General features: G+C 45.6%; 23 protein-coding genes. 2 read left to right on the top strand and 21 right to left on the bottom strand.

Annotated features, from left to right (window positions below; all coding sequences use genetic code 11):
* Positions 1-158: 158 nt before the first annotated feature.
* Positions 159-2,333 carry a cell division protein FtsA gene (locus ABMB67_RS10045; protein ID WP_354571981.1) on the top strand — a complete coding sequence of 725 codons (2,175 nt, stop codon included), beginning with the start codon at positions 159-161 and terminating at the stop codon, positions 2,331-2,333.
* Positions 2,334-2,494: 161 nt separating this feature from the next.
* Here ABMB67_RS10045 and ABMB67_RS10040 read toward each other — a convergent pair whose 3' ends face one another.
* On the bottom strand, positions 2,495-2,932 hold the full coding sequence (locus ABMB67_RS10040; protein ID WP_251223763.1) for a YtxH domain-containing protein: 438 nt from the start codon (positions 2,930-2,932) through the stop codon (positions 2,495-2,497).
* A complete protein-coding gene (locus ABMB67_RS10035; protein ID WP_251223762.1) occupies positions 2,929-3,372 on the bottom strand; it encodes a DUF948 domain-containing protein in 444 nt (147 codons plus the stop codon). Before ABMB67_RS10035 ends, ABMB67_RS10040 begins: the two co-directional genes overlap by 4 nt.
* Positions 3,373-3,555: 183 nt before the next feature.
* On the opposite strand from ABMB67_RS10035, the gene ABMB67_RS10030 reads away from it, so the two are divergent.
* Positions 3,556-4,671 (top strand): aminopeptidase, encoded by a 1,116-nt coding sequence (locus tag ABMB67_RS10030; protein WP_354571980.1) that lies wholly within the window; start codon positions 3,556-3,558, stop codon positions 4,669-4,671.
* Positions 4,672-4,785: 114 nt separating this feature from the next.
* Here ABMB67_RS10030 and ABMB67_RS10025 read toward each other — a convergent pair whose 3' ends face one another.
* The 19 genes from ABMB67_RS10025 to ABMB67_RS09935 all read right to left on the bottom strand — a co-directional run bounded on the left by ABMB67_RS10025 (position 4,786) and on the right by ABMB67_RS09935 (position 26,431).
* Positions 4,786-6,381 (bottom strand): acyl CoA:acetate/3-ketoacid CoA transferase, encoded by a 1,596-nt coding sequence (locus tag ABMB67_RS10025; protein ID WP_354571979.1) that lies wholly within the window; start codon positions 6,379-6,381, stop codon positions 4,786-4,788.
* 39 nt (positions 6,382-6,420) lie between these two features.
* A complete protein-coding gene (locus tag ABMB67_RS10020; protein ID WP_354571978.1) occupies positions 6,421-7,422 on the bottom strand; it encodes a LacI family DNA-binding transcriptional regulator in 1,002 nt (333 codons plus the stop codon).
* A 123-nt stretch (positions 7,423-7,545) separates the two neighbouring features.
* Complete coding sequence (gene menB, locus ABMB67_RS10015; RefSeq protein ID WP_354571977.1) at positions 7,546-8,346, bottom strand: 1,4-dihydroxy-2-naphthoyl-CoA synthase; 801 nt, start codon at positions 8,344-8,346, stop codon at positions 7,546-7,548.
* Positions 8,347-8,363: 17 nt separating this feature from the next.
* On the bottom strand, positions 8,364-9,260 hold the full coding sequence (locus ABMB67_RS10010; RefSeq protein WP_354571976.1) for a 3-hydroxyacyl-CoA dehydrogenase family protein: 897 nt from the start codon (positions 9,258-9,260) through the stop codon (positions 8,364-8,366).
* Positions 9,261-9,281: 21 nt separating this feature from the next.
* Positions 9,282-10,019 carry an SDR family NAD(P)-dependent oxidoreductase gene (locus tag ABMB67_RS10005; RefSeq protein WP_354571975.1) on the bottom strand — a complete coding sequence of 246 codons (738 nt, stop codon included), beginning with the start codon at positions 10,017-10,019 and terminating at the stop codon, positions 9,282-9,284.
* An 87-nt stretch (positions 10,020-10,106) separates the two neighbouring features.
* Positions 10,107-11,042, bottom strand: coding sequence for a 3-hydroxyacyl-CoA dehydrogenase family protein (locus ABMB67_RS10000; protein ID WP_354571974.1), 936 nt, complete (start codon positions 11,040-11,042; stop codon positions 10,107-10,109).
* Between the two features lie 23 nt (positions 11,043-11,065).
* Complete coding sequence (locus tag ABMB67_RS09995) at positions 11,066-11,833, bottom strand: SDR family NAD(P)-dependent oxidoreductase (protein WP_354571973.1); 768 nt, start codon at positions 11,831-11,833, stop codon at positions 11,066-11,068.
* 17 nt (positions 11,834-11,850) lie between these two features.
* On the bottom strand, positions 11,851-13,125 hold the full coding sequence (locus ABMB67_RS09990) for a TRAP transporter large permease (RefSeq protein ID WP_354571972.1): 1,275 nt from the start codon (positions 13,123-13,125) through the stop codon (positions 11,851-11,853).
* Position 13,126: 1 nt separating this feature from the next.
* Positions 13,127-13,621 carry a TRAP transporter small permease gene (locus ABMB67_RS09985; protein WP_354571971.1) on the bottom strand — a complete coding sequence of 165 codons (495 nt, stop codon included), beginning with the start codon at positions 13,619-13,621 and terminating at the stop codon, positions 13,127-13,129.
* A 195-nt stretch (positions 13,622-13,816) separates the two neighbouring features.
* Positions 13,817-14,857: a TRAP transporter substrate-binding protein gene (locus tag ABMB67_RS09980; protein ID WP_354571970.1), complete on the bottom strand. Its 1,041-nt coding sequence runs from the start codon at positions 14,855-14,857 to the stop codon at positions 13,817-13,819.
* Positions 14,858-14,895: 38 nt separating this feature from the next.
* Positions 14,896-15,636: a 3-oxoacyl-ACP reductase FabG gene (fabG, locus tag ABMB67_RS09975; RefSeq protein WP_354571969.1), complete on the bottom strand. Its 741-nt coding sequence runs from the start codon at positions 15,634-15,636 to the stop codon at positions 14,896-14,898.
* Positions 15,637-15,654: 18 nt separating this feature from the next.
* Positions 15,655-16,833 (bottom strand): acetyl-CoA C-acetyltransferase, encoded by a 1,179-nt coding sequence (locus ABMB67_RS09970; RefSeq protein ID WP_354571968.1) that lies wholly within the window; start codon positions 16,831-16,833, stop codon positions 15,655-15,657.
* An 80-nt stretch (positions 16,834-16,913) separates the two neighbouring features.
* Positions 16,914-18,200, bottom strand: a complete 1,287-nt coding sequence (gene hisD, locus ABMB67_RS09965) for a histidinol dehydrogenase (protein ID WP_354571967.1) — start codon at positions 18,198-18,200, stop codon at positions 16,914-16,916.
* Between the two features lie 101 nt (positions 18,201-18,301).
* Positions 18,302-19,291: a LacI family DNA-binding transcriptional regulator gene (locus tag ABMB67_RS09960; RefSeq protein ID WP_354571966.1), complete on the bottom strand. Its 990-nt coding sequence runs from the start codon at positions 19,289-19,291 to the stop codon at positions 18,302-18,304.
* 101 nt (positions 19,292-19,392) lie between these two features.
* On the bottom strand, positions 19,393-20,700 hold the full coding sequence (murC, locus tag ABMB67_RS09955; protein WP_354571965.1) for a UDP-N-acetylmuramate--L-alanine ligase: 1,308 nt from the start codon (positions 20,698-20,700) through the stop codon (positions 19,393-19,395).
* 156 nt (positions 20,701-20,856) lie between these two features.
* Complete coding sequence (locus ABMB67_RS09950) at positions 20,857-21,957, bottom strand: nicotinate phosphoribosyltransferase (RefSeq protein ID WP_354571964.1); 1,101 nt, start codon at positions 21,955-21,957, stop codon at positions 20,857-20,859.
* Positions 21,958-22,099: 142 nt separating this feature from the next.
* Positions 22,100-24,676 carry a DNA translocase FtsK gene (locus ABMB67_RS09945; RefSeq protein ID WP_354571963.1) on the bottom strand — a complete coding sequence of 859 codons (2,577 nt, stop codon included), beginning with the start codon at positions 24,674-24,676 and terminating at the stop codon, positions 22,100-22,102.
* A 220-nt stretch (positions 24,677-24,896) separates the two neighbouring features.
* Complete coding sequence (ytpR, locus tag ABMB67_RS09940; RefSeq protein WP_251223757.1) at positions 24,897-25,508, bottom strand: YtpR family tRNA-binding protein; 612 nt, start codon at positions 25,506-25,508, stop codon at positions 24,897-24,899.
* Between the two features lie 122 nt (positions 25,509-25,630).
* On the bottom strand, positions 25,631-26,431 hold the full coding sequence (locus ABMB67_RS09935) for a DUF1444 domain-containing protein (RefSeq protein WP_251223756.1): 801 nt from the start codon (positions 26,429-26,431) through the stop codon (positions 25,631-25,633).
* Between the last annotated feature and the right edge of the window lie 225 nt (positions 26,432-26,656).

The raw sequence follows: 26,656 nt of genomic DNA, 5'->3' as shown, positions 1-26,656 counted from the left end.
TGCTTATCAGAAAGTCACGAACTTTTTCTTTAATAATTAGACGCTTTTAAGCGTTAAAGCGACATAATATATCTTTCTCTTACGTTCTCCGGCAAACTTTAGTAGAATAAAAGAAACATAAGTATGTCAAAAACTTTAAAAGAACGCAGGTGTTTGTCATGACTACTGATCAATCTTCCCCTTTATTCGCCCTTGATATCGGTACTCGCTCTGTTGTCGGCCTTTTGTTACGTCCTGAAAACGGCTCCTTTTCCTTAATTGACTCTGTCATAAAGGAGCATGAGGAACGGGCGATGCTCGATGGCCAAATTCATGATGTGCCTGCTGTTGCTAAAGTGATCGAGACAGTAAAGCACAAGCTTGAAGAACAGCACGGTCCTCTGCGGAAAGTATGCGTCGCCGCTGCCGGGCGCTCTCTGAAAACAAAGCGGGCCCGTTTTGAAATTGATATTTCGGCAAAGCCGATGTTTGATCGTGATGATGTGCTGCATTTAGAGCTAAGCGCAGTCCAGCAGGCCCAATTTCAGCTGGCAAATGAAATCGATGACGCATCGACGATTGATTATTACTGTGTCGGCTATTCGGTTCTCGCTTATTCTCTCGACAACGAACCGATCGGCAGCCTGCTTGATCAGACAGGCAAGCTGGCAGCGGTGGAAGTGATCGCGACTTTCCTGCCAAAGGTCGTCGTTGAATCACTGCTCGCCGCCCTGACAAGAGCTGAACTGGAGCTTGAAGCGTTAACATTAGAGCCGATCGCCGCAATAAATGTCCTCATTCCGCCTTCGATGCGCCGCTTAAATGTCGCACTCGTCGATATTGGTGCCGGGACATCAGACATAGCCTTAACGGATGAAAATACGGTGATTGCCTACGGAATGGTGCCGGTCGCAGGAGATGAAATTACCGAAGCCATCAGCGATCATTATTTGCTCGACTTTCCTGATGCCGAGCAGGTCAAGCGGCAGCTTTCCACGCAGGAAACCGTCGAGATCACCGATATTCTCGGCACAGAAATGTCATATGCGAAAAAAGAGTTCATCGCTCCGATCGAAGGGAACATTCAGCATCTCGCCCGTTCGATCAGTGAAGAAATTATCCGCTTAAATGGAAGAACTCCGAAAGCGGTTATGCTCGTAGGAGGAGGAAGCCTGACCCCCCTTTTACCTTATTATGTCGCTGAATATTTAGGTCTGCCAGAGAACAGGGTCGCGATTCGCGGAGCCGATGCGATTAAAGCTTTACAATCAAAGCCCGGTGATCCATTCGGTCCGGAGCTCGTCACTCCGATCGGTATTGCGATTGCGGCGAAAGAAAATCCGATCCAATATAGTAGTGTTACGGTAAACGGGCGGACTTTGCGCCTGTTCGACGTCAAAAAATTAACGATAGGAGACGGCTTACTCGCCGCCGGAATCGATATCGCCCGATTGTATGGCAAACCGGGCCTTGCGCTTATGGTTACGGTTCAGGAGCAGCTTATTTCCATTCCGGGCGAATATGGAGGGCCGCCCCTTCTGCTGAAAAACGGGCAGCCGACAACACTCGATTCCCCGCTGGAAGCTGGCGATCAGATTGTAGTAGAACGGGGGCAAAATGGCGAGCAGGCGAAGGCGACAATCGCCGACCTGCTTGAGGACATTCCGACGTTATCGCTCGTGATCAATGGCGAGAAACGGGAAATCACAGCGACTATTTTACAAAATGGAGTCGTTGCCTCAAAAGATTCCTTCGTCAACGAACGCGACCAAATTACACTGCTCTCAAAACGAACCGTAAAAGAGATTCTGCAGCTGGAAAACATAGGTCCCCACAACTTTGAGCCGGTGACAATTATCGTTAATGGGGAACGCTGGTCGTTTCAGCCAAAACAGACGAAGCTTCTGCTTAATGGCAGACCGGTGCTGCCAGGCCATGAAGTGAAAAGCGGAGACGAGATAAGCTGGGAGGTAGCTTCGGAAAATCAGCTAACCGTAGCGACATTTCTCAGGCAAAACGAAGTGGAGCCCGAAAAAAGCATCACCGTCTTCTACAATAATGACCCTGTGGAAATATATAAAACGGTTGTGGAAGTAAAACGGGGCGACAGCGTGCTCTCCCCGTCCGATGAACTGCGGGCAAACGATCAGCTTCAGTTGTCGTTTAAAAAGGAAGAGCCGTTTATTCTTCAGGATATCTTCACCGCCGTCGAAATCGACCTGGCTCATCTTTCAGGAAAGAAAGTAGTCCTGCGAAAAAATGGCGAAGAAACAAGCTTCAACAGTCCATTAATAAACGGGGACCGGATTGAGCTTCTCGTTGGCGAAAAGCTTTCTTTATTCCGCTCCTCTTAAAAAGGGAACATAGGTGACAAGGCCCAAGCCCGTTGCGAGAAAGCGACTCACAACGGGCTTTTTGTTATGCTCAACGCCTGCGCCTCATTATTAAAGGCCCTACCGAAGTTTTCCTCCGATAAGGCCTTGATGCAGAACGAAGCCACAATGATAGCTTGATGTTACTTCGTTTGACTCGCTTCTTCTTCAATTTTTGCCTGAATCTCATCCACTTCCCGTTTGACTGTTTCCTTCACTTCCTCCTGTGCCTCGCCTACCTCGCCAGCCAACTCATCTGCGAGCTCTTTTGTTTCTTCAGCATCGGCTTTCACATTGGAGGTGACTTCCTTTACTTTATCAACTACCTGGGCAGACTGATCACTGACGACTTTAGCGATGGAAGCTGATTTTTCCTTTGCATAAGAGGCCCATTCATTTCCTTTATCATAAGCGGTTGATGTCAGCTGGGTCGTCTTCTCTTTTGCCAATTGCGCTTGTTCATTTAAATCATTACGAAGCTCTTTGCCTGATTTCGGTGCTAACAGCAACGCGGCTGAGGCCCCTACAATTCCTCCGATTAAAGATCCAATAAGAAAGTCTTTCGTATTCATTTCACTCATTTGGTCTCCTCCTTACTAAGATTTAAGTGCTGTTTTCTTTGCTTGAATTTCGTATATAAATCAATCACGACATTGCCCCATTGTACCGCCTGGGCAATATTTTCGGATTGCTTTACCGTTTGTTCGGATACGGTATCTGACACGTGCCGCAGTGACTTATTCACTTGCCCGACGGAGTCTCCAAGCTCCTTAAATGAAGCGAAAACAGTATTAAAGGATTCGGTTTTTCCTTTTATATCATCAGCCAACTGATTTGTGCGCTGGAGAAGTTCTTCTGTTTCCTTCGTAATTCCGTTGATCTGCTTCTCCAACCCTGCCATTGTGCTGGCTACATGATCAAGTGTCTTATTTGCCGATTTCAATGTTTTGACAAGCGAAAAAACTAAAATAGCGAACGCTACGGCTACAATCAGCGCACTTATGTACAATAAACTTTCCAAACTAACGTCACCTCCCTGCTGTCTCAACGCCTTATATGTATACACATTTACCCATCTTTGCTCATTTGTAAACATAGGTGTCTGAATAACTTCGCTAATCTCTTTAATGAATCCTTCTTTCTCGCCAAAGTTGTTAAAAATTCCGATTATGTTTACAATAAGTTACATAAAGGAGGCGTTCAGATGAGAGATCCACGTATAACTAAGCTCGCTCATAATTTAATTACATATTCGGTGAATTTGCAAAAAGGAGAAAAGGTATTAATTGAGAACTTCGGCCTGCAGCGCCAGCTCGTCACTGCCCTGGTGGATGAAGCATATAAAGCCGGGGGCTATCCTTTTGTTTTATTGAAGGATCACCAGGTAGACCGCTCGCTTTTGATGGGCGCGTCGGAGGAGCAATTGAATTTACTTGCTTCCTATGAAGCAAACGTGATGAAGGATATGGATGCTTATATCGGCTTACGGGCTGGAGATAACATTTCTGAACTGGCGGATGTCCCTAGTGAAAAAATGACCCTGTATGGGAAATCAGTCGGCACGAAAGTCCATCGCGAAATCCGCGTTCCGAAAACAAAATGGGTGGTGCTCCGCTATCCTAGCTCCTCAATGGCCCAGCTTGCCAATACAAGCACCGAGGCGTTTGAAGATTTTTATTTTGATGTATGCAACCTCGACTACAGCAAAATGGATAAAGCAATGGATGCGCTCGTTGCCTTATTTGACCGTACAGATAAAGTCCACATTAAAGGACCAGGCACCGACCTTCAATTTTCTGTGAAAGATGTGCCGGCCATCAAGTGTGCAGGCCTGCGCAATATCCCTGATGGCGAAGTATATACGGCCCCGGTACGCGACTCAGTGAACGGGACCATTACATACAATACGCCTTCGCCTTACCAGGGCTTTACTTTTGAAAACATCAGCTTCACCTTTGAAAACGGGAAAATCATTAAGGCGTCAGCAAACGATTCAGACCGGATTAACAAGATTCTCGATACAGACGAAGGGGCCCGCTTTATCGGCGAGTTTGCCATCGGGGTCAATCCGTACATTCAGCACCCGATGAAGGATATCCTTTTTGACGAGAAGATTGACGGCAGCTTCCACTTCACACCCGGCCAATGCTATGAGGAAGCGGCAAATGGCAACCATTCCGCCATTCACTGGGACATTGTCATGATCCAAAGACCGGAATACGGCGGCGGCGAGATTTATTTCGATGACGTCCTGATCCGCAAAGACGGACGCTTCGTCATTCCCGAGCTTGACGCGTTAAACCCGGAGAATTTGAAATAACGTTCTCTGTTATCTAAATCGCGTACGCATATTGCTAAGAGGCTAGGGCAAAAGGTAAAACACCCTTTTGCCCTAGCCTTTCGCTATTCAATGTTCCAACTTTGCATGGCGTTTTTAAATCAGCTGTGTCGACACTTTGTTTAATTGCCAGCTCTTTTTTAGGTCCATTGGTTCTTCTCTGAAAATCGCTTTGTCCATTTCTTTTAAATGAGGGGATATAACAGGCTTGAACGCCATTTGTTTTAAAATATCTTTTTCCAGATCAATCCCTGGTGCAATTTCTGTTAACATTACCCCTTCTGCTGTTAAAACAAATACCGCTCTCTCCGTCACATACATTACCCGCTTTTCCCTCGCCGCGGCATACTGACCACTAAATGTAATTTGCTGAACTTCATTACTAAACTTCTTAAAGCAGCCCTCTTGTTCAATCACTAATTGACCGGCTTTACATGTTACCTGGAGTCCTCCTCCTGTAAAGGTAGTACAAAAGACAACCTTCTTTGCGGATTGCGTAATATCGATAAATCCTCCACTCCCAATATGTCTCCCTGCAAACTTGGATACATTCACATTTCCACTTTGATCAACTTCAGCCGCTCCCATAAAAGTAATATCGACACCCGCCCCATGATAATAATCAAATAGATATTCATGGTCTAAAATAGCCGAGGCATTTCTTGCAATGCCGAATGAATTACCACCTATCGGCACTCCGCCTATAATACCGGATTCAAGCGTAAGCTTTAAATCTTCATTTATTCCTTCTTCACTTGTAACCGGTCCTATTACATCTCCTGGAATGCCAATTCCCAAGTTCACAACCGCTCCTTCGAACAATTCCTGGACGGCCCGTCTGCCGATCATTTTTCTACTATCAAGCGGCGCCTGCTCGATTTCCTTGACCGGAGTCTTTATATCTCCCGTAAAAACAGGTGAATAAATAGTAAGCGGGGCCTGGCGGTGTTCCGTTTCCGGATTTTCCGCGACCACATATCCGTCTACCAAATAGCCTGGAACGACGACATCCTTTGGGTGGAAAGAGCCCTTCTTAGCCGTGTATTTCACCTGAGCAATCACTTTACCTCCATATGCCTTTGCTGCTTGCGCCGCCGATAATATTTCCAGCTTAATCGGCTCTTCTTCTGTCGTAATATTCCCTTCTTCGTCAATGCTCGTGCCACGGATAAACACGTAATCAAATGGGATCGCTGAATAAAATAGAAATTCCTCGTCATTAATATGAATGAGTTTTACTAAGTCTTCTTTTTCTTTTGTACGCTCGTTAAATTTGCCGCCTTCTATTCTCGGGTCGACAAAAGTCCCTAGGCCGATGGACGAAATATGCCCCGGCATTTTGTTTGCCATCGCGCGAAGCAGATGAGTCAGCTGACCCTGTGGCCAACAGTAGCACTCTACTTTATTTTGTTCAATCAGCTCGCGTGTTTTAGGGGCAAGCCCCCAATGCCCGCCAATGATTTTGGCAATCAGCCCTTCCTCTGCAATATGTTCAATCCCGTTGGTCCTCCCGGATTGCCCGGCAGTATGGTAAATCGTTAATTGATTTGGATGACCTGTCTCTTTAAATTGTTTCCTTAGCTCCTGCAAAATTTTATCGCATTGCCCCATGCCTCCAAAGCCTACCAGTGCAACGGTACAGCCATCTTTTATATGTTGAACAAGTTCAGCAGCCTGATATCGTTTCGCCATTTTGAACATCCTTTCACATATTGTTGACTTTTTCGCGTTCTATTCCTTTTGCCTGCAGCTTTCTCTTTCAATTAGAACCGGTTCTAAGTATAGCTGCGCAGGTTGATATTCATCTTTTTGCTGAATCGCACTTATTAACAATTCACACCCATTTCTTCCTATATCATAGGCCTTTGCATCAATGCTTGTTAAGGAAACCCTGAAGTCTTCTGCAAAAGGAATATTGTCAGAACCGATGACGGATACATCATGCGGTATCCTATAACCGGCATCCTGCAGTGCTTTAATCGCTCCGAACGCCATAACGTCGCTCGCTGTAAAAATAGCTGACGGTATGTGCCCGCTTTTAATCAATGGTTGAATATCCTGATACGCTTTCTCCATTGAATATTCTGAGCTGATCACTCTTTCAGAAGGCAAATAAATCCCCATTGAAGAAAGAGTATCGATAAATGCCTTTTCACGCTCCCAGCTATTTAAGCGATCACCACCGATAAAAGCAATATTTCGGTGACCAAGTTCAGTTAAATAAGTTGCGGCTAATTCGCCGACAAGGAAGCTGTTAATCCTTACCACCGTCCCTGCATATTGTTCAGGAGAGCGGTTGACCAGCACATGTTGCATCCCTATCTTATTTAGAAATGCCAGGCTTTGGGAATGTTGCTGATCGACTGTGCCAAGCACAATCCCGTCGACTCCCTGATCTACCATCGATTGAACGAGCTCATACTCTTTATCAGGATCGTCACCGGTCGTACAAAGAAGAACATTATAACCGGCCGTAATAGCAGCGTCCTCGACTCCTTTTAACAGCCTCGGGTAAAACGGATTTGTAATCTCCGTCACAATTACACCGATCAAACCGGTCTCCTTCTTTTTTAAGCTTCTCGCTACTTTATTAGGACGGTAGCCAAGTTCTTCGATTGCCTTTTCTACTCTGTGCTTTAATGGCTCACTGACATATTTATTACGGTTTATAACCGCGGACACAGTGGCGATGGACACATTTGCTGCTTTTGCTACATCTTTAATCGTAACCATAGTGTGCACTCCTAGCGAAACGTTTAGCTGGAAAGATGAAAAAATTTACTAAACGTTTTTCATTAATAGTAGCACGTGGTCTTTACATTAGACAATAATGTGTAGCCGCCCTCAAAAAAGGGGTTACGATTTTCTAAACTTTCGATAGTCAGCTTCCCGCTTTTCTTGAAATGCCCGCCTTCCCTCCGCCGCCTCTTCCGTTTGGATATACAAGGGCAGGCTCCCCATCGCCAATTGGGCAATTCCTTCTATATTTGCTGAGTCAGCATTAAATGAATACTTAATCATCTTCAGGGCCGTCGGACTTTTGTTGACAATTTTCTCCGCCCATTCGAGCGCTGCTTCCATCAATTGCTCTTCCGGCACAATTTTATTAACCAATCCCATTTCTTTCGCTTCTCTTGCATCATATTGTTCGCATAAATACCAGATTTCCCGGGCTTTTTTTTCACCGATAACCCTTGCCAAATATGCGGTCCCGTAACCTGCATCATAGCTTCCCACTTTAGGACCCGTTTGACCGAAAACAGCCGTTTCCGCAGCGATGGTCAGATCGCAAATGACATGCAATACATGCCCTCCGCCGATCGCATAGCCGTTAACAGCAGCAATCACGGGCTTGGGAATTTGGCGAATCATTTGATGCAGAGTTTGAATCTCTAACCCAAGCCCGCCGCCAAGTCCTCCTGCTCCATCATAGCCGGTTTCATTTTTCACTTTTTGATCACCGCCGCTGCAAAATGCCCGTTTGCCACTGCCAGTTAAAATGACAGCTCCAATGTCCTGATCGTCCCATGCCAGTTGAAACGCTTTGATAAGCTCTTTTACTGTTAACGCCCGAAATGCATTTAATACTTCCGACCGGTTTATCATGATAATTGCTATGCCATCCTTCTTTTCATAGAGAAGATCGTTAAAATTCATGCTGGCTCCCCCTGCGATTAAGTTATCTGTACGGCCGCCTGATTTTTTTCTTCGATTAATTTGTTTCCATTCCCGTCATATTTATAAAAGCCTCTGCCGGTTTTCCGTCCTAAATTACCGGACTCCACCATTTTCACAAGAAGTGGACAAGGACGATATTTCGAATCCTGAAATCCATCGTACAATCCCTGCATCGTTGCCAGGAGCGTTTCTAATCCGACAAAATCGGCTAACGTAATCGGCCCCATTTTATGATTCGCTCCCAGTTTCATGGCCGCATCTATATCCTCCGGGTCTACACCTTCCATAACAAGATAAATTGCTTCATTGACCATTGGAATGAGAAGGCGGTTCACGATGAAGCCAGGATAATCTTTACATTCAACAGCTGTCTTATTAATTTTACTGGAAAACTGTTTCATTTTCTGAACAGCTTCTGCTGAAGTCAAAAGCCCCGGTGTAATTTCCAGCAACTCCATCTTCGTTACCGGAAAAAAGAAATGCGCGCCGACGAACTGTTCAGGCCGCTTTGTTACTGCGGCCATTGCCGTAATAGATAATCCTGACGTATTTGAAGCAAAGACAGCTTCTTTTTTGGCGATTTGATCGATTTCGCGAAACACGCTTTTCTTCAAATCCAGGTTTTCCGGTACGGCTTCAATAATCAGATCAGCATCCTTTAAAGTTTGAACTTGACTGGTTGATGAAATTCGATTCATTACCTTTTCTTTTTCTTGCTTCGTTTTACGTCCTTTTTCAATGTCCCGATCCAGCAGTTTGTTGATTGAATGCATTCCCCTGATCAACTGGTCATCGGAAATATCCACCCATGTTACATCGTAACCGCCTTCTGCTGTTACTTGAACAATTCCTGCCCCCATTAAACCTGCTCCGATCACTCCAATTTTTTGCATGTTACTTCATCCCTTCCTCTATTAATTTATAAACATGCCACCGTCAACTCTCAGGATTTCACCTGTGACGAATGGCGAATGGGCGATCAGACCGAAGGCGGCCTCTGCGACATCTTCTGGCGTTGCCATTCGTCCAAGCGGGGTAGCCTCACTTAATTCTTTCATTTGCTTTTCGTGCCCTTCAATCCATCTTGTCGCGACTACTCCGGGAGCAAGACTATTGACTCTTACTTCCGGAGCCAGCACTCTCGCTAAAGATTTTGTTATGCTGTTGGCTGCCGCTTTCGAAGCAGCGTAACCGATTGAGCTGCCCAGCCCGGTTTGTCCTGCTACCGATGTTATATTTATGATGCAGCCCTTTTGCCTTTTTAACTGGTCGGCAGCCGCCCTGCAGCAAAAGAACATTCCTTTAACATTTACACCTACCATATTGTCCCAATATTCAGACCTCATTCCCTGTAAATCATCATGCTCAACGAAATGAGTCGTGCCGGCATTATTTACTAAAATATCAATCTGACCAAATGCCGTAAGCGTTTCGTTTACGAGCTTCTCGGCCGTTCTTTCATCAGCGACAGAGCCTTGAACGACAATACACTTTACTCCCAGCTTCTCAACTTCCTCTTTTACTTCATCTGCTTTGTCTTTTGATGAGGAGTAATTGATTGTTATATTGACCCCTTCCCTCGCAAGCCGAAGCGCTATCATTCTTCCAATTCCACTGCTCGATCCTGTTACAATCGCAACTTTTCCTTTCATTGCTCTCCCCCCATTATTTGTCACCACTTATTTTTCATGCTGTCCGCATGCCGTCTCCCGCATTGGCGCCTAAGCAGCAGCGCTCTCTTACTGGAGCTTGTCATCCTCCTTCAAAAAGTGAATTAACATTTGCTCCCGCTTTTGATTCATCTCTTTCGTAAAGGATTCGGTCCATACATAGAAACCTTCGCCTGTTTTCTGACCATATTTTCCTTCTTGCACCAATGCCCTTATCTCATCATAGGAGTGGTCCGCCTTTGACAAGTCTGTAAACAAATACTCTGAAATAGTGTCAAACACATCCAACCCACCCATATCCGCCGTTAAAAAAGGACCTGTTACTGGTAATCTTCTGCCGATGCTGTAAACAACAGCCGCGTCGATATCCTCCTTAGATGCCGCACCAAGCGCTAAGATGTGTTGCGCTTCGCGAAACAGGGCATATTGCAGCCGGTTCACAATAGAGCCTAAAATATCCTTCTTCACTTCAATTGGTTTTTTCTTCATAAAATGAAGTAATTGAAATGTTCTCTCCACTGTCTGCTCAGATGTTCGTTGTCCTCTGATCACTTCAACTAACGGAATGAGATGAGCAGGATTCCAGAAATGAGTCACTACCGTCCTTTCCGCCTTGGTTGTTCTCAATGCTATCTCCGTCGGGCTCAAGCCTGACGTATTGCTGGCAAGAATCACTCCTTCTGCACATTTCTCGTCCAGTTTGTGAAATAAGTTTTGCTTCAAGGTAAGATTTTCAGGAATTGCTTCAATAATAAAAGTCGCATTCTCAATAGCTTCCTGCAGCGAGTCTGTATATCGAAGTCTATTCCGTACAGCTTCAGTTTCATCAGATTGGATCAGCCCTTCGGCTGTTAACACATTTAATTTTTCCCTTACATTCTGTTGCGCCCTTTGTAAATCAAGTTCGTTGATTCCGTAAACCACGGGCGTCATTCCGGCCAGAGCGGCTGAAATGGCGATGGAATGCCCCATTGTCCCCGCTCCTAACACTGACAGCTCCTCCATATCATTTCCCCTCCAAATAGTTGTTAGCTTCCTGCCGTCCAGCCACCATCAACCAGCAATGATGAACCTGTAGTCATATTTGATAAATCAGAGGCTAAATATAAGATTGCCCCTACTACTTCTTTAACGGTTCCGCCCCGTTTCAGTGGAATACGCTCCAATAGACTCTTCCGCGTTTTTTCATCTTCAAAGAGCCCTTTTGTTAATTCAGTCTCGATGAATGTCGGTGCGACGGCATTCACTAAAATATGAGGGGCCCATTCGACGGCCAGTGATTTCGTCAGAAGCTCGACGGCCCCCTTACTGGTACAATAAACGGATCTGTTACTTGAGCCAACATGACCATATTGCGATGAAATGTTAATAATTTTATTCACTTTCCCTGGATCCATTAATTTCGCTGCTTCCTGTGAGCAGAAAAATGCCCCTTTTACATTGAGGTTTATAATGGTGTCCCATTCTTCTTCCGTTACTTCTATGGCCGGCGTCCTTATATTTGTACCGGCATTATTCACCAGCACATCAACGGTTCCAAACCTGTTTTTCACCTGAAGAAACATCTCTTTGATTTCAGCAAGAGAAGAGATATCTGCTTTTATCGCGACACTTTCTGGAGAAGAGAGCTTCAGTTCCTCTTCCACCTCGTTCAGCCCTTTTTCATGCCTACCAATAACAATGACTTTTGCTCCCATTTTCGCCATCTGCCTTGCACATTCTTTCCCTATTCCTTTTGTACCTCCTGTAATAAGGCAGACTTTTCCTTTTATACTGTTTTCAATGGAATAACTCATTTTCTCTCTCCGTTTCTTTAATTTAAAATTGACGGAAGCCACAGGGACATGATCGGAAGAAAGCTGATGATTAAGACGTCAACGAACAAGATAATGACAAACGGAATGATCGCCCTTGAAATCGCTGAAATTTTTATTTTTGCTGTTTGTGACGCCACAAATAAGTTAATGCCAACTGGTGGAGTGATGAGACCGATAGCCAGATTGACAACCATAATAATTCCAAAGTGAACCGGATCAATTCCGAGGCTTGTGGAAATCGGCAGTAAAATTGGAACTAAAATTAAAATCGCTGCCGCTGCTTCAATAAACATTCCAGTTATCAGCAATAAAATATTTGCTAATATTAAAAAGATGAAGACACTAGATGTAATACTTAAGAAAAATTCTGAAATCATCGTTGGCACACCGAGACGATTAATAAAAAAGCTAAATAATCCAGCCGTTCCAATTACAATCATCACAATCGCAGTTGTAACCGAAGAATCGCGGAAAATTGTAACCAGGTCCTTCACTTTGATCCGCCTGTAGACAAAGAAACCGATGATAAACGAATAAACAACCGCGATGACCGCTGCTTCTGTAGGAGTGAACACTCCACCATAAATCCCGCCTAATACAATAAGCGGCATTAATAGCGACAGAATTGCCCCCCTGAATGCTTTGAATACCTCTTTAACATTACTTTTCTCCACCCCTTTATAGCCTTTTTTCTTGGCTACAATATATGCTGAAATAAGAAGTGTCCCGGTAACGAACACCCCCGGCAGCACTCCGGCCATAAACATATCACCTACAGACACTTGTGCCGCAATTCCATATAAGATCAAAGGAATACTCGGAGGAATAATGACGCCAAGAGCACCTGAGACAGCCTGGTTGGCACTGGCATAACGAACTTCATAGCCTTTGGCGACCATCGCCGGAATCATGATTGCCCCTATTGCTGCTGTCGTGGCAGCGCCGGAGCCCGAAATCGCCGCAAAAAACATCGAAGTAACGATAGCAACCATCGCCAATCCGCCACTAATATGGCCGACAAGTGTACTCGCAAAATCAATTAATTTTTGTGAAATCCCTCCTGTTTCCATTAAGTAACCCGCCAAAATGAAAAACGGAATCGCCATAAGCGGGAATGAATTAATAGAATTGAATACTTGCTGAGGGATGACCTGTAAACTAAATACATCGCCCTGCCAGGCAACAATTGCCGTCGCCAGTCCAAGAGACGTTGCAATGGGTACACTTAAAGCAAATAACAAAATAAGTAGGATAAAAAGAAGTGCAACCATTTTATTTCTCCTCCTTTCCAATCGCCTCTTCAATCATCACAACAACCGTATTCAAGAACAGAAACGTACCACCCACACATACGCTAATCATTGGCCAAAACATGGAAATAGCAGTTGCCGGGGCTCTTTGAAAGGACACGGATTGAGCAATTTCCCAGCCAAAAATAATTAAGATCAAGTAAAAGACAAGGGAAATAAGATGGGCCAGAATGCGAATCGTTTTTTGAGCTAACCCCGTTAAATAATCCGGCAGCAGTTCGACAGCTATTAATGTCCCCTGCCTCATCGCATACGCTGCTCCTAAGAGCGTAATCCATATCATTAAAAATCGGGCGATCTCTTCCGAAAAAGTTAACGAATTTCCAACGACAAACCTCGCAAAAACCTGCCACGTAATCAAAATCGTCATAATCCCAAGCAAAAGAGCCAAAATCCAACCAATTATCATATTGACCATATCCATTGCACGTACATATCCTTTAAGGACTCTAGTCATTTTAATTGCCTCCTTTATGATAGGAGATGTGTCAAAAAGGGCTGTTTCCTTTTGACACATCTCCAAAGCGGCGGATAAATGCTGAACAACCAGTTTAAAGGGAACAGAAACGGTGCTTCTACCTGCTCGCTTTTGCAGCATGGAACCACCGCTTCTTTTCATTGGTAACGGCTTTCTGAGTCAACTCTTCTTCTTTTAATATTCAAAATTACGTACTTGCTCAATCACATCTTCACCAATTTGCGGAGCCCACTTTTCATAGACTGGTTCTACCGCTGCTTTAAACGCTTCTAAATCGGGTTCGGTTACTTCCATCCCTTCATCTGCCAGCATTTGCTTCATTTCTTCCGCCTGCTGCTGACTTGCCTCACGCTGAATTGGTAACGCAATCTCTGCTGCCTCCATAATGATCGCTTGGTCTTCTGCCGATAAGGAATCAAACAGCTGCTTGCTCATCATGAGCGGTGCCGGGGAATAAACATGCTGCGTCATTGCCAAATAGTCCTGTACTTCAAAAAATTTCACATCGTAAATAGTCGGAAGCGGATTCTCCTGGCTTTCCATCACTCCTTGCTGCAAAGCTGTGTATACTTCTGGCCAGGCCATCGGAGTAGCATTTGTCCCAAGGGCTGTCCATGTATCCACTTGCACTTCTGACTCCTGTGTTCGATGCTTAATATCTTTTAAATCGTCCGGTGAATGAATGGGACGGACACTGTTTGTTTCATGACGAAAACCATTTTCCATCCATGCGAGAATTTTTACCCCTGCCTGTTCCTCAAGCTTGGCGCCCAATTCCTCCCCAATCTCACTATCGAGCACGGCGTATGCATGATCATAATCATTAAACAGATATGGCATATCAAACATAAAGAACTCCTGAACAAAGCCACCTAATGGTCCTGTCGATGTAATCCCTATATCAATCGAATTAATTGACATTCCTTCAACGACTTCCCGTTCGCCGCCAAGTGAATTATTATGGTGGGATTTAATCGTCAATCGGCCATCTGACAACCGTTCCAATTCTTCTCCGAATGCTTGAACGCCTACATCCTGGTGGGACCCTGGACCGAGCGGGAGACTGACATCGAACTGAATGCTTTCACCAGCCTGCTCTGCTGAACCCCCTTCTGGGTTGTCGGTTCCACTGCTCGCTTCTTCTCCCCCGCCACAAGCCGCTAGTAACAGCAACGTACTGAATCCAAACGCTAGAAAACCATTTCTTTTCTTCATCTTAAAACTCCCCCTCACATGTATTGAATTAAGAAAGCCTACAAAATCATTCCTCCACCAACGTTTATGACTTCGCCCGTAATATATGAAGCTTGATCAGAAGCAAGAAAGGCAATGCAGTTGGCAACATCTTCAGGTTTTCCGACTCTCCCCAGTGAAATTTTTGAAATCATTAAATCCCACACATGGTCCGGAACACCTTTAGTCATATCGGTTTCAATAAAGCCTGGGCATATCGCATTGACTGTTACGTTCCTTTTCCCCAGCTCCCGGGCTGCTGTTTTTGTAATCCCGACAACGCCTGCTTTAGAAGCCGCATAATTTGCTTGACCTACATTCCCGAGCCAGCTGGCAGAAGAAATATTAATAATACGTCCCGATGTTTGTTCTCTCATGATCTGACTGGCGGGTCGCATCGTGTTAAAAACCCCGGTGAGGTTCACATTAATAACAGCGTCCCATTGTTCATGGGTCATTTTATAAAGCAGAGCATCTCTGTTAATCCCGGCATTGTTGACAAGAATATCAAGCTGGCCATGGTTCGATGCTATTTGCTCAATCATTTTCTCAGCCTGTTTTTCGTCTGTCACATTGCAAACATAAGCTTCAGCGCTCCAGCCTTGCTCCTCAATGCTTTTCACGACTTGATCGATTCCCTCTTCATTCATATCACTTACGACAACATGGCTGCCTAATGATGCCAACTTAGTGGCGATTCCACGACCAAGCCCCCGGGCAGATCCGGTTACAATTGCTGTTTTTCCTGTAAGACTAATCATTGTTGAGCCACCTTTCGATCAATCTGCCATTTCAAAGATAGTCGCAATGCCTTGCCCTCCGCCAATGCACATTGTTGAAATTCCCAGCCTTAGCCCACGTCGCTTTAGTTCTGATAGAAGCTTAATGGTAATAATCGCCCCCGAAGCGCCAATCGGATGTCCCAATGCAATCGCCCCGCCATTTACATTTACTTTCGCGCTATCAGCCTCTAAATCGTTAATGACCGCCAGCGCCTGAGCGGCAAATGCCTCATTTAATTCAATTAAGTCGATATCGTCCAGTGCCAGGTCGGCTTTTTTCAGCAGTAATTTCACCGCTGGAGAAGGACCGATTCCCATTATTTCAGGATCGACACCCGCTACCGCCTGTTCACGTATATAGGCGATCGGTTTCAACCCAAGTTCCTTTGCTTTTTCACTTGACATTAAGACAAGAGCCGCTGCCCCGTTATTGATTCCTGACGCATTACCGGGAGTAACCGTTCCCCCTTCCTGAAATGCCGGGCGTAGCTTTGCGAGCTTTTCCAGGGATGTTTGGCGTGGATGTTCGTCTTTATCAAAGACCGAGATCTCTCCTTTACGCCCTTTAATTTCGACCGGTACAATCTGCTCATCAAAGTAACCGCTTTCGATTGCGTGCAAAGCCTTGACTTGGCTGTGATAGGCGAACTCATCTTGTTGCTCCCGTGTAACATTGTATTTTTTGGCTACCTTTTCCGCCGTTACTCCCATTGCGTATTTACCGAACGGATCCGTTAACGCTGTCATAAGTCCATCCTCCAGTTCAGCGTGACCGTAGCGATACCCATATCTTCCCTTCCGAACATAGTATGGATATAAATCCATATTCTCTGTCCCGCCAGCAACGATGATTTCAGCATTATTTGTCTGAATCTGCTGAACGGCGTTGTTTATAGCCTGAAGACCTGAACCGCATAATCTGTTTACCGTGTAAGCTGTGCTATCGGTTGGCAGCCCCGCCTTAATGGCACTCATTCTGGCAACAAAGGCATTTTCGGCAACCTGTCCAACGCAGCCCATAACGACTTCATCAACCTGTTGATTTGAAATTCCTGCACGTCGTATAGCTTCACGTATCGCAACAGCTCCCAATTCAGAAGCCTCTACGTCCTTAATCGCTCCCCCCATTGTCCCAACAGCTGTTCGTGCCATCCCTACAATCACGACTTCTTTCATTTTGTTTCTCCCCTTATGAATAGGCTCCGTCGGCTAAACGTTTAGCTAAACGTTTAGCCGACGGGCAAAAAAATAAGCTACTACTTACTAATTTTTCCGCCGTATTTCCTGATCCGCAGTAAGGCTTGCTCCGTATGCCCGGAGAAATTTTCGATTTGACAAAGCCGCGCTGCATATTCTCCAATGCAGACACTTGCTTCCTTTGTTACTTTTTGATAGGTACATGTTTTCAGAAATTTCCCTACCCATAATCCGCCTGTATAGCGGGCTGCTCCCTTGGTCGGCAGCGTGTGATTCGTTCCGATGACTTTATCTCCATAGGCCACATTCGTTTCCGGACCAAGAAAAAGAGCGCCATAGTTAGTCAAATTTTCTAAAAAGTAAGCCGGATTTTCGGTGAAAATTTCAACATGTTCATATGCCAGCCTATCAGCCTCTTTTAAAGCTTCTTCCAGACTATCAACTACTATAATCTGACCGTATTCTTCCCATGAAGTGCCGGCAATGTCCGCTGTCGCCAGTGTCTTTAGCTGCCGTTCCATTTCCATAACCGTTTGATCTGCAATCGCTCTTGATGTTGTAATTAATGCGCCCGGAGAGGTAGGACCGTGCTCCAGTTGCCCCAGCAAGTCTGTTGCAATAAACTCCGGATCAGCCGACTCATCAGCAATGATTAACGTTTCAGTTGGTCCGGCAAATAAGTCAATCCCAACCCGACCGTACAGCTGCCTTTTTGCTTCAGCAACATAGGCGTTTCCTGGTCCGACAAGCATATCCACATTATCAATGGTCTCTGTGCCGATTCCCATCGCCGCCATAGCCTGGATGCCACCAAGTATATAAATCTCATCTGCTCCGGCCATATGCATGGCAGCTACTGTTGTTTCCGGAATTGCTCCCTGAATCGGAGGCGTACATGCAATAATACGCTTCACACCCGCCACTTTCGCCGTAAGGATGCTCATATGGGCAGAAGCGACCATCGGATAGCGCCCTCCTGGAACATAGCAGCCGACGCTGTTTACCGGAATATTCTTATGCCCTAATACAACTCCCGGTAAAGTTTCCACTTCAACATCCGTGATGGAAGCACGTTGAATTTCGGCAAAACGCCGGACATTGCTTTGCGCAAACTTAATGTCCTCTAAGGTTTGCTTCGGAACCGCCTGCATAATGTGATTGATTTGTTCTTCTGTTAAACGAAAGGATGGCGGAGACCAATTATCGAACTGTTCCGATAATTCTCTAACTGCTTGATCTCCTTCTCTCTCCGTTCGTCTAAGAATGTCTCTTACGATTTGAGAGATTTTCTCATCATTTTCCTTTATTTCTCCTTGGGCCTTCCCTTCCTTCAAAAAAACCGCCACTCACAATCCCCCTTCCTGCATTCGTATGCAAAAATATGAAGTGCATGAGTAAATACTAAAATAAAACGCTTACATTAGTCAACATTTTTTTATTTTAATATTCAAATTGTATTGCGAATAATCAGTTTCCCAGGCAGAAATACAGGGGTCCGCTCTTCACTTTGCCCATTTATTTCGTTTAACAGTTTTTGAATCGTCAAGTTTACCATATCTTCAACCGGCTGCTCCCATGTCGTTAAAGAATAAGAAATCCAGCTTGCCATTTTAATATTATCAAATCCGACAACGGCAATATCCTTTGGAATCTTTACCCCTCTTGCTTTCATCGCATCCATTGCTCCGAATGCCAATACATCGTTCGCTGCAAATACTGCATCCGGCCGGATAGGACCATTCAGCAGATTGCGGGCTGCTTTAAACCCTCCTTCATAGGTATAATCACCCTCTTCAATAAGAGGGGTAATGCCTTTTGATTTCCACGCATTGAAAAAACCGAGCTTACGGTCATTATTGGTCGACGTGTTTAATTTCCCGGTGATATAAGCCGGAGTTCGATAGCCCTTTTCATACAAGACGAATGCAATTTCCTCTGCAGCCTTATAGTTATCACAGCACACGGCATGACAGGGCATATTAATATTGTAACGGTTAAGCAATACAAAAGGAATGTGATTCGTACTTAATCGCATCGCCACTTCAGATGATAAAAAGGCATCTGTAATAATTACGCCTTCAACACTGTACTCCATAAACTTATAAATATCTTCATGCTCAATTTCATCATTCTTTGTATACACAAACAAAACCTGATATCCCTTCTCATGCAGGCCATTCGTTAAGCGCGTAAGCACATCCTGATAAAATGGATTTTGATTTTCTTTCATCGCAATTCCAACGATGCTCGATTTATTCATAATTAACCCTCGGGCGAGTGCATTAGGGAGATAATTTAATTCTTTTGCTGCCTTCAATACTTTTTGCCTTGTTTTTTCAGCAACATTTGACCCCGGTGTAAATACACGTGAGACAGTTGATTGGGAAACACCTGAACGCTTTGCCACTTCTGAGGCATTTACTGATTTTTTTCTCAAGCTAAACTCTCCCCTCCAGCATTATAAATTCTCATTTTATTATAGTAAAATAAAGAAAGCCTCTGGAATATACTCCAGAGGCATTAGCATTATGTTTTAAATCAATTCTTTTCTGCAACCACTGATTCATATGCCTGCTGGAACTTCTGGATGTCGCCAGCACCCATAAATAAAACGACGCTGTTGTGATGGTCGCGCAGCTCGGCTGTCGTATGTTCTTTAATCAGCTTTGCTCCAGGGATCAGGTTTTGCAAATCATGAATCGACAGCTCGCCGGTATTTTCCCGGGCAGAGCCGAAAATATCGCAAAGGTAGACCGCATCGGCGCCTTGTAGAGCTTCGGCGAATTCTGTTAAAAAAGCTTTCGTTCGGGTAAAGGTATGAGGCTGAAATACAGCCACCACCTCGTACTCAGGGTATTTCTTTTTTGCCGCCTCAATCGTTGCTGCAATTTCGGTCGGGTGATGCGCATAATCATCAATGAGAATTTGGTCGTTCATCTTTTTCTCACTGAAGCGGCGCTTCACTCCAGGGAAAGTCAGTAAATGCTCTTTGACCGTTTCAGCCGAAACATTCTCATAATGGCACAGCGCAATGACAGCCAGAGCATTAAGAACATTATGGTTTCCAAACCCCGGAATCATGAATGAGCCATAGAAGCTATTCCGTACGAATACATCAAAGCTGCTTCCTTCTGCGGTTGTCTCTATATTTCGAGCTTGGAAATCATTATCTTCCCCGAATCCATAATAGACCACCGGCACATTCGCATGGATTTCCTGAAGATATTCATCGTCCCCACAAGCGACAATTGCCTTCTTCACCTGCATGGCCATTTCCTGAAAAGCTGAAAAAACATCCTGTACATCCTTGAAATAATCAGGATGATCAAAATCAATGTTTGTCATAATACAATAGTCAGGCTCATAATTCAAAAAGTGCCGGCGGTATTCGCACGCTTCAAAGACAAAATAAGAAGAATTTTCTTCTCCCTTTCCAGTCCCGTCCCCAATTAAATAAGAGGTCGGGAAGGTGGCGCCGAGCACGTGAGCCAACAAACCAGTCGTCGATGTTTTTCCGTGAGATCCTGTCACGGCAATGCTTGTGAAATTTTGAATAAATTCACCTAAAAAGGTCGGATACTTCTTCATCGTGAGGCCAAGCTCTTTCGCACGCAGAACTTCCTCATGATCTTCTCCATAAGCCGCAGAGACAATGATTTCCTGATCAGCTTCAATATTGTTACGATCAAATGGAAAGAGCGGGATTCCTTTTTGCTCCAAAGGACGCTGTGTAAAAAACCGCTTTTCCACATCAGACCCTTGCACATCCTCCTTCATATCATGAAGAATTTGAGCGAGAGCACTCATCCCTGACCCCTTTATTCCAATAAAATGATATTTCGTCATATGGACCTCCAAACTTCCCGTGGCTTTTAACAATGAAGGATATTTCGCTGTTTGCACATTTCTCCATTATATCAAAAAACGCAAGCCATCACTATACGCTTTAAATTTCTCTTTATCCACTAGTATATGTGTTTTTATGTAAAAAAGACCCAGTTTTTAATCCTCCACTAGTTCCAAACGAGGATTATCGCGAAAACGACGTCCCGCCTTTGCCTGGTGTTTGCCGTTTAACAAGACGTTATCCCCCGTGAAACCGATTGTAATTTTCAACAGGCTGCCGCCGACGCCGTAAATATCAACGGGGACTCCGACTTCTTCATACTCCTTAATCCGCTGGGCATTGAAGCCTCCTGTCGCAATAATTTTCACATGGTCAAAGCCTTCCTGATCCAAAGCTTCGCGCAAAGCAAATAGCAAAGTCGGATTCGCGCCACGCGGATCAAAGGAGCCCATTACTTCAGGGTTACGGCAAAAATAGCGATCAACCATCGTTCTGGACGTGTCGACCCGGACTCCTTTTAAGTCTTCCCCAAATGCCCGGGCTACCTTCAAGGAATCTGTGATCACATCATTATTATAATCGACGAGCGCCATCAGCTCATCTTGCGGGTACGTTTCCTTATAAGCTCGTGTCGCTTCGACGACATCGCCTTCGAACAGCTGAATAAGAGCATGAGGCATCGTCCCCATTCCCTGCTTGCCCCACCATTCATTCATCGCGTGGGTTGCCTGCGCCTTTGATCCGCCGATGTAAGCCGCATAGCCATCGCCAGCCTGCTGGGTATAGTGATCATCGCGATCTCCCATGAAAATGATCGGCTTTTGCACTCCTGACTGCCGCGCCGCCTTGACAACATTGTACACATTCGTGGCGACAGAGGTCCGTCGTGCGAAAATTCCATCAATAATTCCTTCCAGGTAACCAAAATCCTCGTATTTACCTGTTATAGTAAATACGGTCTCAAACGGTTTAATCTTGTCTCCGTCCTGTAAGGAGCGCAATTCCAATTTATCGGCATCGTTTGCAAACGTACGGATAAGAGCAATCACTTCATCCGTTCCACATAATACAGCATGTTCTTTTTGAAAAAATTGCATGGTGACGATATTATTCGGTCGATACTTTTCAACAATTTCTCTCGTCTTTAAAAAATAAACTGCTGAAAACCAGCCTTCTTTTACCCGTTCATCGAATTTAAAAGTCTCATTTGTTAGCCGTTTGATTTCGCCATTTAATTTTTTCGTGATTTCTTTCATTCCTTCTATGCTCCCTTATACCGACCCACTCTGTCTTTGTTCGCGCCTATTCTTTCAATAAGACGTTGTCGTTTTTCAAAGCTTGTATCTTCCCTATCATATAAAACCTTCACCTCGAAAACAAGATATAAGATTGAATCCCTTACATTTCATGATGATACAGACGCTCCTCCAGTTCGATTTCATCCACTAATACATGGCGCGGCTTGCTGCCCATTGCCTGTGAAATAATCCCCCGCTCCTCCATTAAATCGATCAGGCGGGCGGCGCGGTTATAGCCGATCCGGAAACGGCGCTGTAAGCTGGAGGCAGAAGCCCCGCCCTGCTCAAGCACATAGTAGCAAGCTTCCTCAAAATATTCATCATCCGCTTCACTATGCTCGGCGACCCGCTGCAGCTGGTTGATTTCAAGCAAATAGTCGGGCTGACGCTGTTTTTTCACATAGGCGATGACGCCTTCAATTTCTTCATCCGACACGAACGTCCCCTGTACGCGTACCGGCTTCGGCGTCCCGTTTTCGTGAAACAGCATATCGCCGCGTCCAAGTAAGCGTTCCGCTCCCCCCATATCAAGGATCGTGCGTGAATCGGTCTGCGATGAGACAGAGAAGGCGATCCGCGTCGGGATATTCGCTTTAATTAAGCCCGTAATGACGTCGACGGACGGACGCTGCGTTGCAAGAAGAAGATGAATGCCGCACGCTCTCGCCTTTTGCGCGATCCGGCAGATCGAATCCTCGACATCCTGCGGCGAGACCATCATTAAATCAGCAAGTTCATCAATAACGACGAGAATGAACGGCATCGCTGGCTTGTCCGGATGCTCCGAATAAAGGTCATTATAGCGGCCTACATCGCGCACTCCACGTTCACTAAAGAGCTCATATCTTTTTTCCATTTCTTCAACTACCCACTTTAGCGCAGCCGTCGCCTGCTTGGCATCGGTGATTACCGGCGCCACTAAATGCGGCACGCCATTATATGGTGCGAGCTCAACCATTTTCGGATCAATAAGCAGAATTTTCACCTCATCCGGTGACGCTTTGTAAAGAAGGCTGACTAAAATCGAATTGATGCACACACTCTTCCCGGACCCTGTCGCTCCAGCGACGAGGCCGTGTGGCATTTTCTTTAAATCCGTCACGATCGGCTGACCGGAAATATCAAGGCCCAACGCAACCGTTAACGGTGATTGCGAGCGGATGAATACGTCTCGTCTTAAGATTTCCCGTAAAAACACCGGCGCAGACGAACGATTCGGAACTTCGATGCCGATCGTATTTTTTCCGGGAATCGGCGCTTCAATCCGAATATCCTTCGCCGCTAGCGCAAGCTTAATATCATCGACAAGCCCTGTCACCTTATTCACCTTCACCCCGCGCGCCGGCTGAATTTCATAACGCGTCACGGACGGTCCCTTTGTCGTATGGACAACCTTTGCATCGACATGGAAGCTCTGCAAGGCTTCTTCGAGGATCAGCGCCTGCTCATTCAGCCACTCTGTCTCATCCTCCTGCTGCACTTGCGGGTAATGCAGCAGCTGAATGCCTGGCCGCTCGTAAGCGGGAGACGGCGGTTCTGTTGCAGTTTCTGTACGCCTTTGTTGCTCAGCTTTTTGCCTTTGCTTGCTTCTGTCCTGCGGCAGCATCATCACGTTAAAAGGAACCGCCGGCTTTTTGACTTCTGATCGCTCAGGAGCAGCCGATTCTCTCGTCCCTTGCTCCTGCTCAGACGTTGACTCAGGCTGCTGCTCCGATTCTTGTGCTGTCTGAGCAACCTCCGTTACCTGCCCTTCATCCTGCTCCAGCACTTCTGTAGGCTCCGGCTCAATCAACGCTTCCTCCAGTTCGGTTTCCTCTTCAGCAGCTATGCCCGGATTCAAATATTCCTCCTCCGTCATCGCCACAGCTTCCTCTCGTTCTTCTTTCAGCTCCATTACTGGCTCACTGATCCATTCGCTTTCCTCTTCTTCCGGTCTCACTTCTGGTTCATATGCCGATTCGCTTTCCTCTTCTTCCAGTCTCATTTCTGGTTCATATGCAGATTCGCTTTCCTCGTCCAGCACGGCCTCACGTATATTGGCCGATAGACGCTCTACGTCCGACCCGCCCTCAGATTCACTTACTGGTGTGCCTCTTTTTTCCGGCTCCATTTCAACATCGCTTGTCCATCCGCTTTCTACTTCCGGCACTTCCCTCGGTTGTCCAAGAAAAGCGACCTCTTCGACAATTTCTTCCTGCCGCCGTGCAAGAAAGGGTGAGACAGATAGCGTGTCATCCATTTTGCTTCTCGTCTGCTCCCGTTCTCTGAAGCCATAGACAGGGGACGGAACTGCCGTGAGCTTAAAGTCAGCTTTTTTCGATGGCGGCGGGACGGCCGCTTCGGTCTTTTGCGGCCTTTCCTCTCTTTTTTTGTCCTCTCCAGTATGATCGTTATGACGATTCATTGTTTCTTCTTCAGGCTGAAAAGCTCTTTTCCTTACAGTGCTTGTCCGCGAGCTTTTTTGCTTTTGCTCCGGCTCCACGGATAACGGAAACCGAAACTTCCCTTGCTTTGGATAATGGTAGAGCACTTTTGATTCCTGAAGGGCGGGGTCAACTGCTCTCGTATGAGAGGAAGGCTTCGGCGCCCGGGCAGTTTCCCGCTCCTTATGAAGATGTTCTTCATCCCCACCAAAAAAGTGCTGCAATCGTTTCATAAAGCGATAAAACGGCCCCATGTTCGTTCACTCACTTTCTCTCTTTAAAATTGAGTCACTTGCTCATTGTACTATTGACACCGGCAAAACAAAATGGACCGAACGTTGTAAGCAAAAAGGGGGCGTGCCAAAAGGTCATTCGTCCCTTTTGGCACGCCCCCCGAAGCTACGTTCCGTTCACGTAGCCGATTGCCCGCCTTCGGACTGAATAAACAATGGGAAGACAGTCCATCTTCATCATTTATACACTTTGTTCGTATACATCCCCTACCTGGTAATCATCAGACAATACGAGAATTCCTTTTTCTTCAGGAGCATTCGGAAGAGCCAGTTCTTTGGCCGAACAGATCATACCGGAGGACTCCACTCCGCGCAGGGCGGCCTGTTTAATTTTCAAGCCGCTCGGCATGACGGCCCCGATCAGAGCAACTACGACCTTCTGACCAGCTTCAACATTTGGTGCTCCACAAACAATTTGCAACGTTTCTTTGCCGACATTCACTTGACAAACATTTAATTTGTCAGCATTTGGATGCTTTTGCTTCTCTTCCACATAGCCGACAACAAAGGAAGGCTTGTCCTCCAGTTCAAGCTCCGGCGTTACGTCATTTTCCCTAAAAGCATTTGCAATCAACTGCTTGATAGCCGCAGTGAGCTTCACCGGCCCATGATCTGTGATCGTGCCGTAGCTGGAAGCATGAAAAATATTATAGCCGCCTGTCTCATTCGTCTCTTTATCAAAAATCCGGACGACATCTCCGCTTCTTTCAAATCCGCGCTGATATACGTCGATATCACGCTCATTAATGATCAGCGTGTCGCCAATTCCCGATTGATTATAACATACGTTCATTTCACCTGAATCTCCTTCATCTTCATTAAAAAATTATTCATTTTTCATTGTATCATATGCAGCGATGTGAAAAAGGACCGATTTCCATTAAAGATAGCCCGTCTGCCGATTGACATACGTATTTACTCCGTTCTCGGCTTGCGCTGGGCAAGGATAAAGGTCGGCTCCAGCTCGCCATCCTCATACATAAATGGCAGAGCCGTAACTGGAACCCTCCCTTCGCCAAAAAATTGCAGAGCAATCTGGGCAAGCACATCATAGCCTCTTTCATTGACGATATCGGCAAAAATCAGCACATCCTGATGGGGAATCGCGAGCGCAAGCTGACCGCTGGCCTGTTTGTCCATTTTTTCTAATAATGATGGATCAAGGACACGACTCGCATCAAACCCGTCTTTCGCCCGCAAGAAATAAAATTTATTTCCCGCTACGACATCCTCCTTTAGCGGCTGTGGCAAGGAACGAAGATTGAATAAGGCCATCTCAGCGATCTCCGCTTTTGTATATGGAGACTCAGCGGCCATCTCTTCATGGATCAACGTATAAGAGTCCCCCAGATCAATCACGTAGTAAATGCGGGTTTCCGCTGTATGCTCGTCATAGAGCAAAGCCTCTCCCGCTTTTGTTTCAGTTGGAAAGGAAGTTGCCCGTATAACCGGAAAGACCTTCTTTTCATTTCCTTGCAGCGCCGGAGTGTGCTTCATCGCCGCAAGCCCCACTTCCACATAACGCAGTGCCTCGTCAATTCCGGCGAAGTCCTCTCGTTCCCATTTGGCGAGCAGCGGCTTCAAAGCCAGGGTCACGCCTTTTTTAAGCTCCTTATCCTCGATACGCAATGTTGCTTCTTTATGATCATAGGTTATCGACCGCTCGTCACTCGCTAACCTCTTTTCTATTTCCTTGCGAAATTGTTGCATATTCATATACACACGCTCCTTTATCATCTCCCTTAGTGTACCAGAAAGAAAAAACCGTTCCAAATAAAGAAGCTGTGCCAAAAGGTTGGTTTTTTTACCTTTTGGCACAGCTTCTAAGCAATGAGCGGGCTTGTGGCGTGTGGAGCCATTACAAGGGGAGTCTTCGCTTGGTTTTTAGCCGGAAGGTAAGTGCCTTTCTTTCCTTCCGGCTGGAACGGAGCCGCCCCTTGC

Origin of the sequence: Halalkalibacter oceani (genome assembly GCF_040544555.1) — a bacterium.
Taxonomy (GTDB): domain Bacteria; phylum Bacillota; class Bacilli; order Bacillales; family Bacillaceae_D; genus Halalkalibacter; species Halalkalibacter oceani.
Note: the sequence above shows the minus strand (reverse complement) of the source record. Positions and strands in the feature narration are given on the sequence as shown.

What these genes read in the sequence shown, in the direction of transcription:
- ABMB67_RS09950 (WP_354571964.1), bottom strand. Translation starts at nt 21,957, where the DNA reads ATGAAAGAAATCACGAAAAAATTAAATGGCGAAATCAAACGGCTAACA.
- ABMB67_RS10010 (WP_354571976.1), bottom strand. Translation starts at nt 9,260, where the DNA reads ATGCAAAAAATTGGAGTGATCGGAGCAGGTTTAATGGGGGCAGGAATT.
- fabG (WP_354571969.1), bottom strand. Translation starts at nt 15,636, where the DNA reads ATGATTAGTCTTACAGGAAAAACAGCAATTGTAACCGGATCTGCCCGG.
- ABMB67_RS09935 (WP_251223756.1), bottom strand. Translation starts at nt 26,431, where the DNA reads ATGAATATGCAACAATTTCGCAAGGAAATAGAAAAGAGGTTAGCGAGT.
- ABMB67_RS09945 (WP_354571963.1), bottom strand. Translation starts at nt 24,676, where the DNA reads ATGGGGCCGTTTTATCGCTTTATGAAACGATTGCAGCACTTTTTTGGT.
- ABMB67_RS10030 (WP_354571980.1), top strand. Translation starts at nt 3,556, where the DNA reads ATGAGAGATCCACGTATAACTAAGCTCGCTCATAATTTAATTACATAT.
- murC (WP_354571965.1), bottom strand. Translation starts at nt 20,700, where the DNA reads ATGACGAAATATCATTTTATTGGAATAAAGGGGTCAGGGATGAGTGCT.
- ABMB67_RS09980 (WP_354571970.1), bottom strand. Translation starts at nt 14,857, where the DNA reads ATGAAGAAAAGAAATGGTTTTCTAGCGTTTGGATTCAGTACGTTGCTG.
- ABMB67_RS09970 (WP_354571968.1), bottom strand. Translation starts at nt 16,833, where the DNA reads ATGAAAGAAGTCGTGATTGTAGGGATGGCACGAACAGCTGTTGGGACA.
- ytpR (WP_251223757.1), bottom strand. Translation starts at nt 25,508, where the DNA reads ATGAACGTATGTTATAATCAATCGGGAATTGGCGACACGCTGATCATT.
- ABMB67_RS10020 (WP_354571978.1), bottom strand. Translation starts at nt 7,422, where the DNA reads ATGGTTACGATTAAAGATGTAGCAAAAGCAGCAAATGTGTCCATCGCC.
- ABMB67_RS10000 (WP_354571974.1), bottom strand. Translation starts at nt 11,042, where the DNA reads ATGGAGGAGCTGTCAGTGTTAGGAGCGGGGACAATGGGGCATTCCATC.
- ABMB67_RS09985 (WP_354571971.1), bottom strand. Translation starts at nt 13,621, where the DNA reads ATGACTAGAGTCCTTAAAGGATATGTACGTGCAATGGATATGGTCAAT.
- menB (WP_354571977.1), bottom strand. Translation starts at nt 8,346, where the DNA reads ATGAATTTTAACGATCTTCTCTATGAAAAGAAGGATGGCATAGCAATT.
- ABMB67_RS10005 (WP_354571975.1), bottom strand. Translation starts at nt 10,019, where the DNA reads ATGAAAGGAAAAGTTGCGATTGTAACAGGATCGAGCAGTGGAATTGGA.
- ABMB67_RS10045 (WP_354571981.1), top strand. Translation starts at nt 159, where the DNA reads ATGACTACTGATCAATCTTCCCCTTTATTCGCCCTTGATATCGGTACT.
- ABMB67_RS10040 (WP_251223763.1), bottom strand. Translation starts at nt 2,932, where the DNA reads ATGAGTGAAATGAATACGAAAGACTTTCTTATTGGATCTTTAATCGGA.
- ABMB67_RS09995 (WP_354571973.1), bottom strand. Translation starts at nt 11,833, where the DNA reads ATGAGTTATTCCATTGAAAACAGTATAAAAGGAAAAGTCTGCCTTATT.
- ABMB67_RS09990 (WP_354571972.1), bottom strand. Translation starts at nt 13,125, where the DNA reads ATGGTTGCACTTCTTTTTATCCTACTTATTTTGTTATTTGCTTTAAGT.
- ABMB67_RS10025 (WP_354571979.1), bottom strand. Translation starts at nt 6,381, where the DNA reads ATGGCGAAACGATATCAGGCTGCTGAACTTGTTCAACATATAAAAGAT.